This is a genomic window from Sinomonas notoginsengisoli (assembly GCF_021554725.1).
Taxonomy (GTDB): Bacteria; Actinomycetota; Actinomycetes; order Actinomycetales; family Micrococcaceae; genus Sinomonas; species Sinomonas notoginsengisoli.
In genome coordinates, this window is the sequence record NZ_JAIZDP010000006.1 from 64,825 (window position 1) to 80,080 (window position 15,256).

Below are 15,256 nucleotides of genomic sequence, written 5' to 3' on the forward strand. Positions count from 1 at the left end.
ACCCGATCACTCCCACCCAACGTTTCACCTCAAAGGAGAGCTGACGTGTCCACACCCGACCAGCGGATGCTGGCGCAGTCGAAGAACGACACCGCGCTGAAGTCTGCGATCTCGAAGGCGGCCCGGCACCTCATGCCGATGCTCGTCATCCTCTATTTCGTCGCGTTCCTCGACCGGACCAACGTGGGCTTCGCAGAGGCGGCGCTCCGCGTGGACCGTGGAGTGAGTGACGGAGCCTTCGCGCTCGGCGCAGGAATCTTCTTCATCGGCTATGCCCTCTTCGAGGTGCCCAGCAACCTGCTGCTGAAGCGCTTCGGCGCCCGCTTCTGGCTGGCCCGGATCGCCATCACCTGGGGCATCGTCGCGGCGGCCTTCGCCTTCACCACCGACGACACCATGTTCACGGCCCTGCGGTTCCTCCTCGGCGTGACCGAGGCCGGCCTCTTCCCGGGCGTGATCATGTTCCTCGCAGAGTGGTTCCCGAACAAGGTCCGCGTGCAGATGTTCGCAATCTTCTACCTCGCCCAGCCGTTCTCCCAGATGATCGGCGCCCCGCTCTCCGGTGGCCTCATCAGCTTCGGCGACTCCCTCGGCTTCGCCCGCGGCTGGCAGGTCATGTTCTTCGTCGAGGGCATGCTGGCGGTCATCGCCGGCATCGCCGCGCTGTTCCTGCTGACCAACAGCCCCGCCAAGGCCAAGTTCCTCGACGACGACGAGAAGCTGGCCCTCTCGAACGTCATGGCGGTCGAAGACCGTGCCCGCACCGAGGACGGCCCGAGCGGCATCTGGCGCGCGATGGCGAACTGGAAGGTCTGGTACTTCACCGTCATCTACTTCGCCCTCCAGATCGCGGTGTACGGCACCACGTTCTACCTCCCGCAGCAGGTCGCCGGGCTGCTCGGCAAGAAGGTCGGCTGGGAGGTGGGCCTCGTCTCTGCCATCCCGTGGCTCGTGGGCCTGTTCGCCTGCTACTTCCTCGGCAGGGCCGCCCACACCCTAGCGCGCCGCCGCAACTGGGGCACTCTGCTGTACATCGGGACGGGCGTCTTCATCCTCGCCTCGGGATGGGCCGGGGCGAACAACCAGCCCCTGCTGGGCATCCTCTTCATCACCCTCGCCGTCGCGAGCTTCCTCTCGGTCGGCCCCATCACGTGGGCCTACCCGACGGCCTTCCTCACCGGCACTGCTGCGGCCGCTGGCATCGGCCTCATCAACTCGCTCGGCAACCTGGGCGGCTTCGTGGCCCCGCTGATGCGCACCGGCATCAACGCGGCGGTCCCGACCAGCTCGGGCGTGTGGGGCGTCGTCTCCCTGGGCGTCTTCGCATTCGGGGCTGCCGCCATGGTCTTCGCGACGAAGTTCTTCAAGGGCGTCAAGTCGGACGAGCTGCTCGAGGCCGAGGAGCTCGCCCTGCGCCACTGAACCGAAGGCACGTAGTACGACGCCGGGCCGGTCACCTTCGCGAGGTGACCGGCCCGGCGTCGTGCGTGGGTCGAAAGATGCGGGCCCAAGGGAGGGCCTGGAGGCCGCAGCGAGCGGCCAGCGTCAGGATGAGGCGACGTCCCTCCGCGCGCGCTCCCTGACACGCTCGATGTGGTCCCGCATCGCGGCGGCCGCGGTGTCGCTGCTGCCCCCGCGGAAGGCTTCGAGGATAGCGCCGTGCTCGATCACGGCCTCGTCCGCGTCACTGACGCCGGACTTGACCGTCTGGCGCATGCGGTGCACGCGGGTGGAGATAGCCTCGGACATGTCGATTAGGAAGGGATTCTGCGTGCCCGCGAAGATGAGGTGGTGGAAGTTCCAGTCGATCGCGAAGTAGTCGCGGATGAGGCCGAGCGAGAGCTTCTCGCCCCGCGCCGCCGTCTCGTGGACAAGGCGCGAGATCTCCACGTGCTCGGCCAGCGCCTGCTCGAGCTGCGGCACGAGCGCTTCCGCGTGCCGGGCGGCGAGCTCCGTGGCCCCGCCCTCGAGCACGAGCCGGGCGTCGAAGAGCGCCTCGAGCTGCTCAGCGGCCAGCGGGGGCGCCACGCGGTAGCCCTTGAGGGCCTCCCGGGTCACGAGCCCGGTGCGCTCGAGCTGTACGAGGGCCTCACGGACGGGGGTGGGGGACACCTTGAGGTCGCGGGCGATCGCGTCGATGGACAGACGCGTGCCGGGCGCGAGGTCCGCCGTCATCAGCATGTCCAGGACGAGGTCGTAGACACGGTCGCGGAGTCCCCTGCGCTCGAGGGCAGCGGCCCCGGCCAGAGGATACACGGTCTCAGACATGGGCGCCTCCTGCGCCACTGATGGTACCAGTCCCACCTGCGCCGACCTCGGCTATTCCGAGAAGGACACACACCTCGTCGAGGATGGCCTCCACGGCTGCGGGATCGTGGGCGAACCGGCCCAAGAACAGCCCGTCCACCGAGTCCGCGATCCGCGTCAGGAGGCCCGGACCGGCGCTGCCGCCGTAGATGACTGCCGAGCCCTCGTGCGCGGGCAGCGTGCGCATGTGCTCCCGCAGAGGCGCGCAGACGGTGCGGATGTAGTCAGGTTCGGCAGGCTGAGGCGCACCGATGGCCCACTGCGGCTCGTAGGCGACGATCACCGGCCCGGACAGGCCGGACGCCCCGGCCGTGGCCAGGGCGTCATCGATCTGCCGGATGCACTCCCGCGCGGCGTCCTCCGGCTTGAGCCGGTGGGACTCGCCGATGCACACGAGCGGCACTAGCCCGTTGCGCAGCGCCGCCGCCGTCTTGGCGCGCACCACGGCGTCATCCTCGCCGAACAGCCTGCGCCGCTCGGCATGTCCCACCTCCACGAGCGTGCAGCCAAGCTCGGCGAGCTGCGCCCCGCTGACCTCTCCCGTGAACGGGCCAAAGTCCTCCGTGGCGAGGTCCTGGGCGCCGACCATCGCGGCGCCGTCGAGCGTCTCAAGAGCCCCCGGGACCGAGAGATACCCGGGGACCACGAAGAGTCCGGCACTGCCGCGACGGGTCGCGGGGTGACGGCGCGCGATCTCGGTGACGGCCCGGCACCACGCGAGCGTGCGCTCGTGGCTGAAGTACATCTTGGTGCTCGTGCCGAGGAGGACGCGCGGAAACGCCGTCACGTTCAGAGCCCTTCGTAGCTGCAGATCTCGCGGACCTTGTGATTGGAGGCGCTCGTCTCGTCGAAGACGTACGTGAGCCACTCCCGCACGTTCCGGCGGGCCTGCTCGATGCCGATGACGCGCTGGCCCATGCACAGCACCTGGGCGTTGTTGGACAGGACGCTGCGCTCCACGGAGAAGCTATCGTGCGCCGTCACCGCCCGTATGCCCTTCACTTTGTTCGCCCCGATGGCCACTCCGAGGCCGGTGCCGCACACGAGGATGGCCCGGTCGGCCTCCCCCCGGGCCACCATCTCGGCGGCCGCCCTGGCGATGGTCGGGTAGTTTGTGTGGCTGTCGGCATCGACCCCCACGTCCGCCACCGAGGCGACCAGGTCGCTGGCTTCGAGGTCCTTCTTGATGACTTCCTTGTAGTCGAAGCCGGCGTCGTCCGAGCCGACCACGATTCGCCATGCGGGCATGCGTGCTCCTTGTGGGTGGTGTGGAGGGGTGTGAGAGATGTGGGTCAGCCGGCCGCGAGCACCGGATGCACGCGTTCGACGATCAGTGCCAGGGACACTGCTCCCGGGTCGGGGGTCCCGAGGGACTTGGCGCCGTGCGCGCGGGCGCGGCCCATCCCGGGCATGAGATCCGCGGTCGCCTCCGCCGCACGCGCCGCGGCGCTCGCCGCGTGCTTCCAGGCGTCCGCGAGGCTCTCGCCCGCGCCCACCCTCTCGGCGAGCGTGTCGGCAAACGGGACGAGGGCGTCCACCATCGTCTTGTCGCCCACCGCGGCCTTGCCGTAGTCCATGACGGCGGTCTTGGCGGCGCTGATCCCGGCGGCGGCAGCGGCCGGAGTCGGCGGTGCGGTGTCTCCCAGATGCGAGCCGACGGTGGTGAGGATGAGTCCCCAGAGGGCTCCCGAGGTTCCGCCGGCTCGGTCCGACCAGGCGTCGCCGCAGCGGGCGAGGAGGCTTTCGGCGCCCGCGCCCTGTTCGGCCAGTGCTGCGGCGGTCTCAGCGGCGGCCACGGTGCCTCGCTGCATGCCGATGCCGTGGTCCCCGTCGCCGGCGATCGCGTCGATGCGGCCGAGCTCCGCGGCCTGATCGCCGATCAGATCGCGGACGGCGGCGAGGGCTTCCGCGATGAGGCGCGCGGCCCGGCGGGACTCCTCTGACGACGCCGGCAACTCGGCCTCCGCGGCTTCCTCGCCGCCCGCCGTGACGGCCTCGAGCGCGGAGGTGTCCATGGACCCGGTGCGGAAAGCCGGGGTGTCTGAGGGGGCGAGCCAGAGCCGCTCGAGCTCATCGTCGACCCAGAAGAGGGTAAGAGAGGCCCCGGCCATGTCGAAGCTCGTGCAGAACTCCCCGACCTGCGGGTCTACGAGGATGAGGCCGGCCTCCTCGAGGAGGTCCGCAATGCGCGCGTAGACGACGTAGAGCTCCTCGTTTTTCACGGAGCCGAGGCCGTTGAGGATCGGGACCACGCGGCCACCGAGCAGCACCGCACCCTCAGGGACTTCTGCCGGGTCGAGGAGATGCTGCACGAAGAGCTCGGCCAGGCCATCCGCCGTCGGGATGTCGGTGAGGTCGATTCCGGGCTCGCCGTGGATGCCGAGGCCCACGGCCATCTTCCCCTCGGGCACGGTGAACAGTGGCTCGTCGGCACCGGGGAGGGTGCAGCCGGTGAAGGCGACTCCCATGGAGCGGGTGCGGGCGTTCGCGGCGATGGCCACACGCTCGACGTCGTCGATCCCGTAGCCCTGCGCGGCGGCGGCGCCGGCCGCCTTGAAGACGGTGAGGTCGCCCGCGATCCCGCGGCGGCGCTCGGTCTCCCCGGGCGGGGCGCTGAAGATGTCGTCCGTGACCGTGACCGTGCGGCAGTCGACGCCGTCGGCGCGCACGGCTTCTTGGGCCGCGCCGAAATGCAGGACGTCACCGGCATAGTTGCCGAAGCTCAGGAGCACGCCCCGGCCCTGCTCGCTGGCGCGGACCACACTCTCGACCTGATGGGCCGACGGGGAAGCGAAGAGGTTTCCCATCGCGGCGCCATGCGCGAGGCCGGGGCCGACGAGGCCGCCGAACGCCGGGTAGTGGCCAGAGCCACCACCGATCACGAGCGCGACCTCGGGCTCGGTGGAACGGGTTGAGCGGGCCACCCCGCCGGACACCTTGCGGACGCAGCGGGCGTTTGCCCGCACGAATCCGTCCACCATGTCGTCTGCGAACGACGCCGGATCATTCCACAGCCGGGTCATGGGTCCTCCTCTTGTGCCGGGCCTCGTTGCCCTTGATCCTTCATCTATCCTATAGGATATTTGGCACGTTCGCTCGTGCGTCAAGCGGTTTGCCCGAAGGACTTCCGCAGAGTGCAGGAGAATGGGCACATGGACAGGCCGGGAGGAGACCTCAGGCTGCCGCCCCAGCCCGGTGCGCGGCATGGAATGGTGATCCCCGCCGTCGAGCTCGTCGAACGGTTCAGCCGCTCAAGCGGTCCCGGCGGCCAGGGCGTCAACACCACGGACAGCCGGGTCGAGCTGCTCTTCGACCCCGGCGCGAGCATAGCCTTCTCCGATGGGCAGCGGGAACGCGTCCTGACGAGGCTGGCCGGACGCCTCGTGGGTGGGCGGCTGAGCATCGTGGCATCCGGCGAGCGGTCGCAGCTGCGGAACCGCGAGGCCGCGAGGGAGCGGCTCGTGGACCTGCTGGCCGAGGCGCTCCTGCCACCGGGGCCGAACCGCCGCGCCACCCGGCCCACCCGCGGCTCGCAGGCGCGCAGGCTCGAGTCGAAGAAGCGCCGTGGCGAGATCAAGTCGGCCCGGCGTCGTATCCCGCCGCCCTAGGGAGGTGACCCCTCATCGCAGGGAGGTGACCCCTCATCGCAAGGGGTGGTGCGGGCTTTCTATGCGCCGGCGTCCCACGCGCCGTCGCGCTGCTGGGTCGCCTCGACGGCGGCGTGGACCACCCGGGCCAGCCCGCCGTCGCCGGACGCCACATGACGCTGGCGCCGCTCCCCCGTGCCCTGGTCCACCAGGTCCCACAGGGCCTTATCGGCGGCCCCGAACTCCCCACCGTCGCTCAGTGCCGGTCCGACGTGCTCCAGGAGGGCGCCGAGCGCGTCTGCTGCAGGGACCGGCCGCCCCTCGAGCGGGTGCAGGAGCACGTCGTTGAGGCCTGAGCGGCTTGCGCGCCAGGATGCGAGACGGAGCACCGCCACCGGGGTGCCGAGGGGAGCACGACCCTCGGCCGCCTCGCGGGCCGCGGTCTCGACGAGGCCGCGCACGAGAACGGCGATGAGCGCCGAGTCGACGGCGTTCAGGCATACATCGGCGGCCCGGACCTCCACCGTGGGGTGCCGTTGCGAGAGGCGGGCGTCGAAGTACACCATGCCCTCATCGAGGATTGCACCCGTGCGGACCATCGAGTCCACGAGCCGCCGGTACCCCTCCACCGATCCGATGAGCTCTTGGGGACCGGAGGTGGGCCAACGGTTCCACGCCTGGGTGCGGAAGCTCGCGTACCCGGTGTTGGCACCGCGCCAGAACGGGGAGTTGGCGCTGAGGGCCACGAGCAGCGGCAGCCACTCCCGGATCCGGTCCAGGACAGCCACTCCCTCGGTCTGCGACTCAACCGAGACGTGCACATGGAGCCCGCACGTGAGCTGCTCCTGAGCCGTGATGCGGTACTCATCCGCCATGGACGCGAACCGGTCACCCTGGCTCAGGTGCGTCGAGGAGCTCAGTGGCGAGGTCGCCATCGCCGCGATCCGCGCCTCGAGCTGCCTCGCGGCGCGGTCAAGCGCATGCCGGCCGTGGTAGATCTGGCCGAGGAGCTCCTCGTGGGTCACGCACGGATTAGTCTGCACCTCGATCTGCTCGAGCTTGAACTCGCGCGTCACATCCTGGGGCCTGCCCATGACCGCGAGCAGCCGATCCGCGAGGGGAAGCGGCTCACCGGTGTCCGGGTCGACGATCAGCAGCTCTTCTTCGACCCCAAAGGTGCGCATGTGGCCATTGTGTCAGGAACGCAGGCTGGCGAGGTCCGCCGATAGTGCTTCGGGACCGGGACTCGGGTGCTCCGCACCCTCGCGGCCCGCACCCCTCCCCTAGGCTGAACCCATGGATTCCGCCGCTTGGGCCCTCTTGTTCGACCTGCTGGGAGTGTTCTTCTTCGCCGTCTCGGGCTGCCTGACGGCGGCCCAGAAGGACTACGACATCGTGGGCTCCCTCCTGCTCGGATCGCTCACCGGGATCGGCGGCGGCGTGATACGCGACCTCGTCCTGGGCCGCTTCCCCAGCTCGTTCGCGGAGCCGATCTACCTTGCGCCTCCCGTGCTGGCCGCGGTGGTCGTCTACTTCCTCATGCCGGCGCTGCAGAAGCTCCGCCGGACCCTGCTGATGTTCGACGCCGCTGGGCTGGCCCTGTTCTGCATCACCGGCACGATTACGGCGTTGGGCTTAGGCGTGAATCCCATCCCTTCCGCGATCCTGGGCACGGTCACGGCAATCGGCGGCGGCCTACTGCGTGACACCGTGGCGAACGTGCGGCCGGGCCTGTTCGACAGGCACGACATCTACGCCGTCCCGGCCATGGTCGGGGCTGGCGCGGTGTCGGTGCTGTGGACCCTTGGGCTCTATTCGACCGCGGCGGGCGTGGTGGTGGCGGTCGTCGTGTTCGCCTTCCGGGTGCTCGCGCTGCGTTTCCGCTGGCGCGTCCCGCTCGCCGCGTCGAGCCGGCACCGGCGCGAGCCGAGGCCGCGGGGGTGAGCACGCGGCGTCGTGCGCGCCGCCCTGCCCTGCAGCCTCCCGGCTGCCCCGCGTCTTCCCGGCGTCGCCCCCTTGACGCACTCCCCACCCCTCGGGGTTGGCTGGAGTCATGACTGAGAAGACCAGAACCCTCGGCACTGACTCACCGCTCAACGTCTCGTCCATGGGGCTGGGCTGCATGGGCATGTCCGAGTTCTACGGCGCCGCCGACGAGGCGTCCGGGCTCGCCACGATCCACCGCGCACTCGACCTCGGCGTCACATTCCTCGACACCGCGGACATGTACGGGCCGTTCACGAATGAGCAGCTCGTGGGGCGCGCGATCGCCGGGCGCCGGGACGAGGTGCAGCTGGCCACGAAGTTCGGCAACGTGCGCGGCCCCAAGGGCGAGCGCCTCGGCATCAGCGGCACCCCCGAGTACGTGCGGCAGGCCTGTGACGCCTCCCTCCAGCGCCTCGGCGTGGACCACATCGACCTCTACTACCAGCACCGCGTCGACCCGAACGTCCCCATCGAGGACACCGTCGGAGCGATGGCCGAACTGGTCCAGACGGGCAAAGTGCGGCATCTGGGCCTGTCCGAGGCCTCCGCCGCGACGATTCGGCGCGCACACGCCGTCCACCCGATCACTGCCCTCGAGACCGAGTACTCGCTCTTCACGCGCGATCTCGAGGACGAGATCCTCCCGACCATCCGTGAGCTGGGGATCGGCCTCGTGCCCTACTCCCCGCTAGGCCGCGGGATCCTCACCGGCCGCCTGACCGCGGAGTCCGTCGCGCAGGAGGGCGACGTCCGCAGCTCCCACTACTTCCCCCGCTTCCAGGGCGAAGCGCTCAAGGCAAACCTGAGGCTTGTGGAGCACGTCAAGGCACTCGCGGCGGCGAAGGGCGTCACTCCAGGCCAGATCGCGCTCGCGTGGGTCCTCGCCCAGGGCGATGACGTCGCGCCGATCCCCGGCACCAAGCGCGTCGAGTACCTCGAGGAGAACGCTGCCGCCCGGGACATCGACCTGAGCGCGGACGAGGTGCGTGCGCTCGCGGAGGCGGTGCCGCGAAACGCTGTCATGGGCGACCGCTACGGGGACATGCTCAGCATCGACAACGGCTGAGCGTCAGTGAACCGCATTCATGCCGCCTGCTCGTCCCACGCTGCGGCGCCGGCCGGCAAGGTAGCCGAACACCGAGGCGCCCACGCCGATGCCGAGGAAGGCGAACCCGGCCAGCGTGAAGCTCCCGGTGGCCTGGTGGATCTGCGCCACGAGCAGGGTGCCGACAGACCCGACCCCGTAGCCCACGCCCTGCATCATCCCTGAGAGGTTCACGGCCGTGTGCGCATCGCGGGTACGCAGCATGATCATGGTCAGCGCGGCGGCGGTCAGCGCGCCCTGGCCGAGGCCCAGGAGCGCGATCCACAGCCAGACGAGCTCGATCGGCCCGAGCACGCTCAGCGCGAATCCCAGCGACGTCATGACTGCCAACGTGACGTTGAGCCCGCGCTGGTCCCACATCCTGGCCGCCAGTGTCGGGGCGAACAGCGAGCCGAGCACCTGCAGGACAATCGATGCCGAAACCATCAGCCCTGCGGTAGCGCCGTCGATCCCCCGTTCGCGCAGGATCGGCGCGAGCCACGCGAACACGCTGAACGAGGTCATCGCCTGGAAGAGCATGTACAGGGTCACATGCCACGCGGTCGCCGAGCCCCAGACGTTCGCGCCGCCGTGCTCGGCAGATCCGCGCACGGGGCGGGCCCGCACCGCGACGGGGACGAACAGGAGCGTGATGGCCACGGCCGGGAATGCCCAGAACAGCAGTGCCGCGGCCCAGTCGCCAGTGGCCTGGTAGATGGGGTACGTGAATCCCGCTCCCAGCGCCGCCGAAGCGACCATTGCGGCGGTGTAGAGGCCGCCCATGAGTCCGAGGCGGTGGGGGAAGTCCTGCTTGACCTCGCTCGGGAGGATCACGTTGCACAGGGCGATCGCCCCGCCGCACAGCACGGTGCCGAGGATGAGCCCCGGAAGGTGCCCTTCCTGCCCCCATTCCGAGGGCCGGACGAGCAGGCCGCAGGTGAGAACCGCCATGGCGCCGAGGAGCACCCGCTTGGATCCGAACCGGCGCGCCAGCACGGGGGCGAGCGGCGCGAAGACGCCGAGGAGCGTTACCGGCGCGGTGGTCAGGAGCGAGACAGCCCACTCGGGCACCGTACCGCTGGCCCGGACCTCGGTCAGGACCGCGGCGAAGCTCGAGAAGGCGGTGCGCAGGTTGAGCCCGATCAGAACGAGGCACAGGCCTAGGAACGCGAGCCGTCCCGGTGCCATCGCGCTGTTCGGGGCTGCCCCTGTTGCTTCGCTCGCTCGTGCCACGTGTCCGAGAATATCGGTCAGACCACAGCAGTCTCGACTTCACCCCGCCGCCGTAGGCTGGGGCCATGAGAATCGCGGTGGTGGGTGGAACGGGCACGGCCGGCTCGCGGGTGGCCGCGCTGGCCGAGGAGCAGGGGCATGAGGTGGTGCTGCTCACCCGTAGCACGGGCACCAACCTCGTCACGGGTGCGGGCGTGGCGGACGCGCTCGACGGCGCCCACGTCGCCATCGACGCCTCGAGCCCCACACCGCCGGATGAGAGCATGAGCCGCTTCGACGCCGTCGTGCGCTCGGCCCGCAACCTCGCCCACGCGTGCGTCGAGGCGGGCGTGCGCCGGATCGTGGTGCTCTCCATTGCCAACATCGAGAAGCCGGACTTCGACTCCATCACCTACTACGTGGCCAAGCGCGACCAGGAGGAGACTACTCGTGACAGCGGCCTCGAAGTCTCCGTGGTCCGCTCGGCCCAGTGGTTCGAGTTCGCCGAGCGCTCGAGCGCAGTGGCCTACGCCGACGACCGGGTGACGGTCCAGGACTGGTACGTGCAGCCGGTGGCCGTCAGTGCCGTCGCGGCTGTCCTGGTCCGCGAGGCGGAACGCAGGAAGGCGCGTGACGTCACCATCGCGGGGCCAGAGGCCCTGCGGCTGCCCGATCTCGTGCGGCGCCTGCTCGCGGCACGCCACGACCACCGGCCGGTCGTCGTGGTCGAGCCCCCCGCCCGCGGGTTCGGCAACGGCGCGCTGCTCGCGCCTGCGGGCGCCGAGATCGTCGGCCCGGACGCTGCCGGGTGGCTCGCGGGGGAAGCCGCCAGTGGCGAGTGACCTTCCCGACCCACGCGTGCCGCCGCGCGGTCCCGAGGGCGCTGGCGGCGCCCCTGGCGGCGTGTCGGCCGTCCCCGCGGGCTGACCTGGCCCCGCCGCCTCTGGCGGCGCGCCGCGAGCGCTGGTAGGCATGGCCCATGACCCGCTCTCCCACGCTCGATGCGACGCAGCCGCCATTCAGCGCGGTGATCTTCGACCTCGACGGCGTCGTCACCGATACGGCAGCGGTGCACGAGGCCGCGTGGGGCGAGCTCTTCGACGCCGTGCTGCGCGATGCCCGGGTGCCGGGGGGTGCTGACAAGTCACCGTTCCGGCATGCTGACTACCTCGACTACGTCGACGGGCGCCCCCGCGAGGAAGGCATCGAAGCCTTCCTCGGATCGCGGGGGATCACGCTCCCGCCGGGAGACGAGTCAGACCGGCCCGATGCGTGGACGGTGCGTGGGCTCGGCGCCCGGAAGAACGAGCTGTTCCTCACGCGCCTCGCGGCCGCGGGCGTCGAGGTCTTCCCCGAGTCGGCGGACCTCGTGGTTCGCCTGCGGGCCGGGCGCATTCCCGTGGCGCTCGCAAGCTCGAGCAGGAATGCCCGCGCCGTCCTCGCAGCGGCGCACCTCTCGGACGCGTTCGACCTCGTGCTGGACGGAACGGAGGCCGAGCGTCTGGGGCTTGCCGGCAAACCGGATCCGGCGCTGTTCTTGGAGGCCGCCCGCCGCCTCCGCGTGGAACCGGCCAGGGCCGTGGTGATCGAGGACTCAGAGGCGGGGGTCCTTGCCGGCCACCGGGGGGGCTTCGGGCTCGTCGTGGGAATCGACCGGGCCGGGGGGCGCGCGGACCTCGAGGCCGCCGGGGCGGACCTCGTGCTCGGGGACGTGGGCGAGCTAGACCTGGGCCTTGTGCTCGCCAACCCCTCCACCCTCGTCTACGAGGGCTTCGACGCCGGCCACGAGGGGCACCGCGAAGCCCTGACCACGCTCGGCAATGGGTACATCGGCGTGCGCGGCGCGGCCCCGGAGAGCGGCCGCGGCGGCCACGGCTATCCGGGCACCTATCTGAGCGGGGTCTACAACCGGGTTGTCAATCTCGTCCACGGCCAGGACGCCGAGGACGAGCACATGGTCAATGCCCCCAACTGGCTGCCCATGGACATCCGAATTGAGGGTGGCCAGTGGTGGTCCCGGGGGGGCCTCGCGCTGCGCAGCGAGCGCCGGGTCCTCGACCTCGGCACGGCGACGTTGCTGCGCGAGGCGGAGCTGGAGGACGACGCCGGCCGGCGGCTTCGCGTTCGGCAGCTGCGGTTCATCTCGATGGCGGACCCGCAGCTGATGGCCCTGCAGACCATGCTCACCGCACAGGGCTGGGACGGCGAGGTGGAGGTCCGGAGCGGCGTGGACACGGACATTGCCAATGAGAACGTCCTCGAGGATGCGCTCCTCGCCCACAGGCACCTGCAGGACGTGACAGACCTCGAGGACGGCGAGGCCTCGCGGGATGCCACGCAAGAGACGGCACAGACAGCAGACGTCGTGGCCGAGGCGGAGACCCTGCAGAGCCGGATCCGCATCGCGGTGGCCCTGCGCCACGCGGTGGAGGGGACAGCCGCGGTGCGGACCACCGCCGGCGTTGTCGGGGGCCTGCACTACCGACAGTTCGTCCTGCAGCTGCGGGACGGGAGTCCCGTCACCGTCACGAAGACGGCGGCATACGCCACATCACGCGACAGGGCCGTGTCCTCGGCACGGACGGGCGCCGTGGCGGCCCTCGAACGGGCGCAGGGCTTCGATGAGCTGCTCGTCGAGCATTCCGCCGCGTGGGAGCGAATCAGGCGGCTCTTCACGGTCGAGCTGGAGGCAGACCCCGATGTGCAGCCCGTGGTGAACCTCCACGTCTTCCACGTGCTCCAGACGCTCGCGCCGTTCATCACCGAACTCGACGTCGGAGTACCTGCGCGGGGCATCCATGGCGAGGGCTACCGGGGGCATGTGTTCTGGGACGAGCTGTTCGTCCTCCCCCTGTTCACCTCGAGGATCCCGGCTGTGTCCCGTTCACTGCTCGCCTACCGCTGGCGCAGGCTCCCGGCCGCACGGCGTGCTGCAGCCGAGGCTGGACTCGCGGGCGCCCTGTTCCCGTGGCAGAGCGGAAGCGACGGCAGGGAGGAGACGCCCCGATGGCTCTTCAACCGCCGCTCCGGCCGCTGGCTCAGGGACGTCTCCCGCCTCCAGCGCCATGTGGGGCTCGCGGTCGGGTTCGACGCATGGCAGTACTTCGAGGCAACGCAGGACCGGTTCTGGCTGCTGCGGCACGGCGCCGAGCTCGTGATCGAGGTGGCCCGCCTCTTCGCCTCGATGGCAGAGTACGAGGCAGCGGCGGACCGCTTCCATCTCCGCGGGGTCATGGGCCCGGACGAGTACCATACGGGGTATCCGGACCGACCTGAGCCCGGACTGGACGACAACGCATATACGAACGTCATGGCCGCGTGGCTGTGCGAGCGTGCCTGCAGGATCCTTAACACCATTGAGGGCCACGACCGGCAGGACCTCATGGCTCGCCTGGGCATCAGGCCCACGGAGCCTGAGCTGTGGGCCCATCTGAGCCGGAGACTCGCGGTGCCCTTCCACGGCGAGGGCATCATCAGCCAGTTCGCAGGCTACGAGGATCTCGCAGAACTCGACTGGGACCGCTACCGCGCCAGATACCACAACATCGAGCGACTCGACCTGATACTCGAGGCCGAGGGCGACACCACCAACCGGTACCGGCTGGCCAAGCAGGCCGACACGCTCATGCTCGTCTACCTCCTCGGCCCCGGGGAACTCATTTCTGTCCTCGCGCAGCTCGGCTACACCGTCACCGCGCCCCAACTGGGCCGAATCGTGGACTACTACCTGGAGCGCACAGCCCACGGCTCGACCCTGAGCCGGGTGGCGCACGCCTCGGTGCTCGCCGGAATGGACCCCGAGCGCGCATGGGAGACGTTCCGCGACGTGCTCGACGCGGACCTCGACGACACACAGGGCGGCACGACGCACACGGGCGTCCACTTGGGCGCCATGGCCGGCTCGATCGATGTGGTGCAGCGCAGCTTCGCGGGACTCCGCCTCACGGGAGACGCGCTGGTCTTCGCCCCGCAGCTACCCCGCGAAGTGCGCTCCGTCGCGTTCAGGGTCCGGTACCGCGACCAGCTCCTCGACGTCACGCTCACCCACCTCGCGCTGCGAATCGTCTCTGCGCCCGGGGATGCCGCGCCGGTGCGCATCCGGGTGGACGGGCGCGAGGCACTGCTCCGGGCCGGAGGCACACTCCGATTCGAGCTCCCCGGGGGAGCCTCAGCCGGCGGAAACCTCTAACATTCTGTTATGCAGAACATCAGGATCGTGAAGCGGCCCGAGTACGCGGTCGATTCCGTGGACAAGGCCCTCCAGCTCCTCGTCCTGCTGCAGGAGCGCGAGTGGGTCAGGATCGCCGAGGCAGCGCGCGAGCTGGGGGTTGCGCCGTCGACCGCCCACCGCCTCATGTCCACGCTCGTCTACCGGGGATTCGCGCTCCAGGACGACCAGCGCCGCTACTGCGCTGGCCCCAGCCTCGCCGCAGATGCCGGCCGGAAGCGAATCCGTGCGCTCGTGGGGAGGGTCCGACCCCATCTCGAGGCGCTGGCAGCCGAGACGAGGGAGACAGTGAACTTCGTGGAGCGGGTGGGGGCTACCGTCAGGTTCCTCCATTGCGTCGAGGCGCCCCAACTACTGCGGGTTGGGAACCGCACGGGCACCGTCCTGCCAGCACGCACATCGTCGGGAGGCAAGGCCGCCCTCGCGGTGCTCCCGGACGCCGTGGTGGCCCAGCTCTACATGGGCCGCGGCGCTCAGCTGGGCGGCCACCGGCTCGAGGAGGCAGAGCTGAAGGCCCTCCGCGCGGAGCTCGCCAGAACCCGCGCCCGGGGCTACGCCCTCAACCTCGGGAGCACCGAGCCGGAGATCGCCGCACTGGGCGTGGCGGTCCCGCTCCCCCAACGCCCCGGGACGCTCGCCGTCACACTCAGCGCCCCGATCTCCCGCTCGGGAATGCTCGAGCAGCCCTCCACCGTCACCGCCCTCCACGCTGCCGCGGCGGCGATCGCCGGTGAGCTTGAGCACGATCCGCTCACCTGAGAGGAATTCTGCGTGACAGAAGGTATGAGTGACTTGGTGACCCCTGTCACTACCCTCGAAGGAGAGGGGCCAGCGTGGGCCCCCTCGGCGATG

Annotated in this window: 13 protein-coding genes; 7 read left to right on the top strand and 6 right to left on the bottom strand. The window is 70.3% G+C overall.

Annotated elements, in window-relative coordinates:
* Positions 1 to 66 precede the first annotated feature (66 nt).
* On the top strand, positions 67 to 1,422 hold the full coding sequence (locus LF262_RS11405) for an MFS transporter (RefSeq protein WP_235780626.1): 1,356 nt from the start codon (positions 67 to 69) through the stop codon (positions 1,420 to 1,422).
* Positions 1,423 to 1,545: 123 nt separating this feature from the next.
* On the opposite strand, the gene LF262_RS11410 is transcribed toward LF262_RS11405, so the two are convergent.
* From LF262_RS11410 to LF262_RS11425, 4 genes are read right to left on the bottom strand one after another with little or no spacing between them, the layout of a single operon-like run.
* Entirely contained in the window at positions 1,546 to 2,268 is a 723-nt protein-coding gene (locus LF262_RS11410; protein WP_235780515.1) for a GntR family transcriptional regulator, read from the bottom strand.
* The gene (locus LF262_RS11415) at positions 2,261 to 3,094 is read right to left on the bottom strand and encodes a triose-phosphate isomerase family protein (protein ID WP_235780516.1); all 834 of its coding nucleotides are present in this window, start codon (positions 3,092 to 3,094) and stop codon (positions 2,261 to 2,263) included. Before LF262_RS11415 ends, LF262_RS11410 begins: the two co-directional genes overlap by 8 nt.
* A 2-nt stretch (positions 3,095 to 3,096) precedes the next feature.
* Positions 3,097 to 3,555 (bottom strand): ribose-5-phosphate isomerase, encoded by a 459-nt coding sequence (locus tag LF262_RS11420; protein ID WP_235780517.1) that lies wholly within the window; start codon positions 3,553 to 3,555, stop codon positions 3,097 to 3,099.
* Between the two features lie 44 nt (positions 3,556 to 3,599).
* Positions 3,600 to 5,330, bottom strand: a complete 1,731-nt coding sequence (locus tag LF262_RS11425) for a dihydroxyacetone kinase family protein (protein ID WP_235780518.1) — start codon at positions 5,328 to 5,330, stop codon at positions 3,600 to 3,602.
* A gap of 129 nt (positions 5,331 to 5,459) precedes the next feature.
* Between LF262_RS11425 and arfB the strand changes: the two genes are divergently transcribed.
* Complete coding sequence (arfB, locus tag LF262_RS11430) at positions 5,460 to 5,915, top strand: alternative ribosome rescue aminoacyl-tRNA hydrolase ArfB (protein WP_235780519.1); 456 nt, start codon at positions 5,460 to 5,462, stop codon at positions 5,913 to 5,915.
* A gap of 59 nt (positions 5,916 to 5,974) precedes the next feature.
* Here arfB and LF262_RS11435 read toward each other — a convergent pair whose 3' ends face one another.
* Positions 5,975 to 7,078 (bottom strand): glutamate--cysteine ligase, encoded by a 1,104-nt coding sequence (locus LF262_RS11435; RefSeq protein WP_235780520.1) that lies wholly within the window; start codon positions 7,076 to 7,078, stop codon positions 5,975 to 5,977.
* Between the two features lie 112 nt (positions 7,079 to 7,190).
* On the opposite strand from LF262_RS11435, the gene LF262_RS11440 reads away from it, so the two are divergent.
* Together LF262_RS11440 and LF262_RS11445 are read left to right on the top strand one after the other, a co-directional pair.
* Positions 7,191 to 7,838 carry a trimeric intracellular cation channel family protein gene (locus LF262_RS11440; protein WP_235780521.1) on the top strand — a complete coding sequence of 216 codons (648 nt, stop codon included), beginning with the start codon at positions 7,191 to 7,193 and terminating at the stop codon, positions 7,836 to 7,838.
* Positions 7,839 to 7,947: 109 nt separating this feature from the next.
* Entirely contained in the window at positions 7,948 to 8,946 is a 999-nt protein-coding gene (locus LF262_RS11445; protein WP_235780522.1) for an aldo/keto reductase, read from the top strand.
* Positions 8,947 to 8,949: 3 nt separating this feature from the next.
* On the opposite strand, the gene LF262_RS11450 is transcribed toward LF262_RS11445, so the two are convergent.
* Positions 8,950 to 10,152, bottom strand: coding sequence for an MFS transporter (locus LF262_RS11450; protein WP_235780627.1), 1,203 nt, complete (start codon positions 10,150 to 10,152; stop codon positions 8,950 to 8,952).
* Positions 10,153 to 10,262: 110 nt separating this feature from the next.
* Here LF262_RS11450 and LF262_RS11455 point away from each other — a divergent pair, with 110 nt between their 5' ends.
* The 3 genes from LF262_RS11455 (at position 10,263) to LF262_RS11465 (ending at position 15,163) form a co-directional block, all read left to right on the top strand.
* Positions 10,263 to 11,018: an SDR family oxidoreductase gene (locus tag LF262_RS11455; protein WP_235780523.1), complete on the top strand. Its 756-nt coding sequence runs from the start codon at positions 10,263 to 10,265 to the stop codon at positions 11,016 to 11,018.
* A gap of 137 nt (positions 11,019 to 11,155) precedes the next feature.
* Entirely contained in the window at positions 11,156 to 14,365 is a 3,210-nt protein-coding gene (locus LF262_RS11460) for a beta-phosphoglucomutase family hydrolase (RefSeq protein ID WP_235780524.1), read from the top strand.
* 9 nt (positions 14,366 to 14,374) lie between these two features.
* On the top strand, positions 14,375 to 15,163 hold the full coding sequence (locus LF262_RS11465; protein ID WP_235780525.1) for an IclR family transcriptional regulator: 789 nt from the start codon (positions 14,375 to 14,377) through the stop codon (positions 15,161 to 15,163).
* The last annotated feature ends 93 nt before the right edge of the window (positions 15,164 to 15,256 follow it).

Excerpts from the sequence above, each read along its gene's own strand:
- LF262_RS11440 (WP_235780521.1), top strand. The coding sequence starts at position 7,191 with ATGGATTCCGCCGCTTGGGCCCTCTTGTTCGACCTGCTGGGAGTGTTC.
- LF262_RS11465 (WP_235780525.1), top strand. The coding sequence starts at position 14,375 with ATGCAGAACATCAGGATCGTGAAGCGGCCCGAGTACGCGGTCGATTCC.
- LF262_RS11450 (WP_235780627.1), bottom strand. The coding sequence starts at position 10,152 with ATGGCACCGGGACGGCTCGCGTTCCTAGGCCTGTGCCTCGTTCTGATC.
- LF262_RS11405 (WP_235780626.1), top strand. The coding sequence starts at position 67 with ATGCTGGCGCAGTCGAAGAACGACACCGCGCTGAAGTCTGCGATCTCG.
- arfB (WP_235780519.1), top strand. The coding sequence starts at position 5,460 with ATGGACAGGCCGGGAGGAGACCTCAGGCTGCCGCCCCAGCCCGGTGCG.
- LF262_RS11425 (WP_235780518.1), bottom strand. The coding sequence starts at position 5,330 with ATGACCCGGCTGTGGAATGATCCGGCGTCGTTCGCAGACGACATGGTG.
- LF262_RS11435 (WP_235780520.1), bottom strand. The coding sequence starts at position 7,078 with ATGCGCACCTTTGGGGTCGAAGAAGAGCTGCTGATCGTCGACCCGGAC.
- LF262_RS11445 (WP_235780522.1), top strand. The coding sequence starts at position 7,948 with ATGACTGAGAAGACCAGAACCCTCGGCACTGACTCACCGCTCAACGTC.
- LF262_RS11460 (WP_235780524.1), top strand. The coding sequence starts at position 11,156 with ATGACCCGCTCTCCCACGCTCGATGCGACGCAGCCGCCATTCAGCGCG.
- LF262_RS11420 (WP_235780517.1), bottom strand. The coding sequence starts at position 3,555 with ATGCCCGCATGGCGAATCGTGGTCGGCTCGGACGACGCCGGCTTCGAC.
- LF262_RS11455 (WP_235780523.1), top strand. The coding sequence starts at position 10,263 with ATGAGAATCGCGGTGGTGGGTGGAACGGGCACGGCCGGCTCGCGGGTG.
- LF262_RS11410 (WP_235780515.1), bottom strand. The coding sequence starts at position 2,268 with ATGTCTGAGACCGTGTATCCTCTGGCCGGGGCCGCTGCCCTCGAGCGC.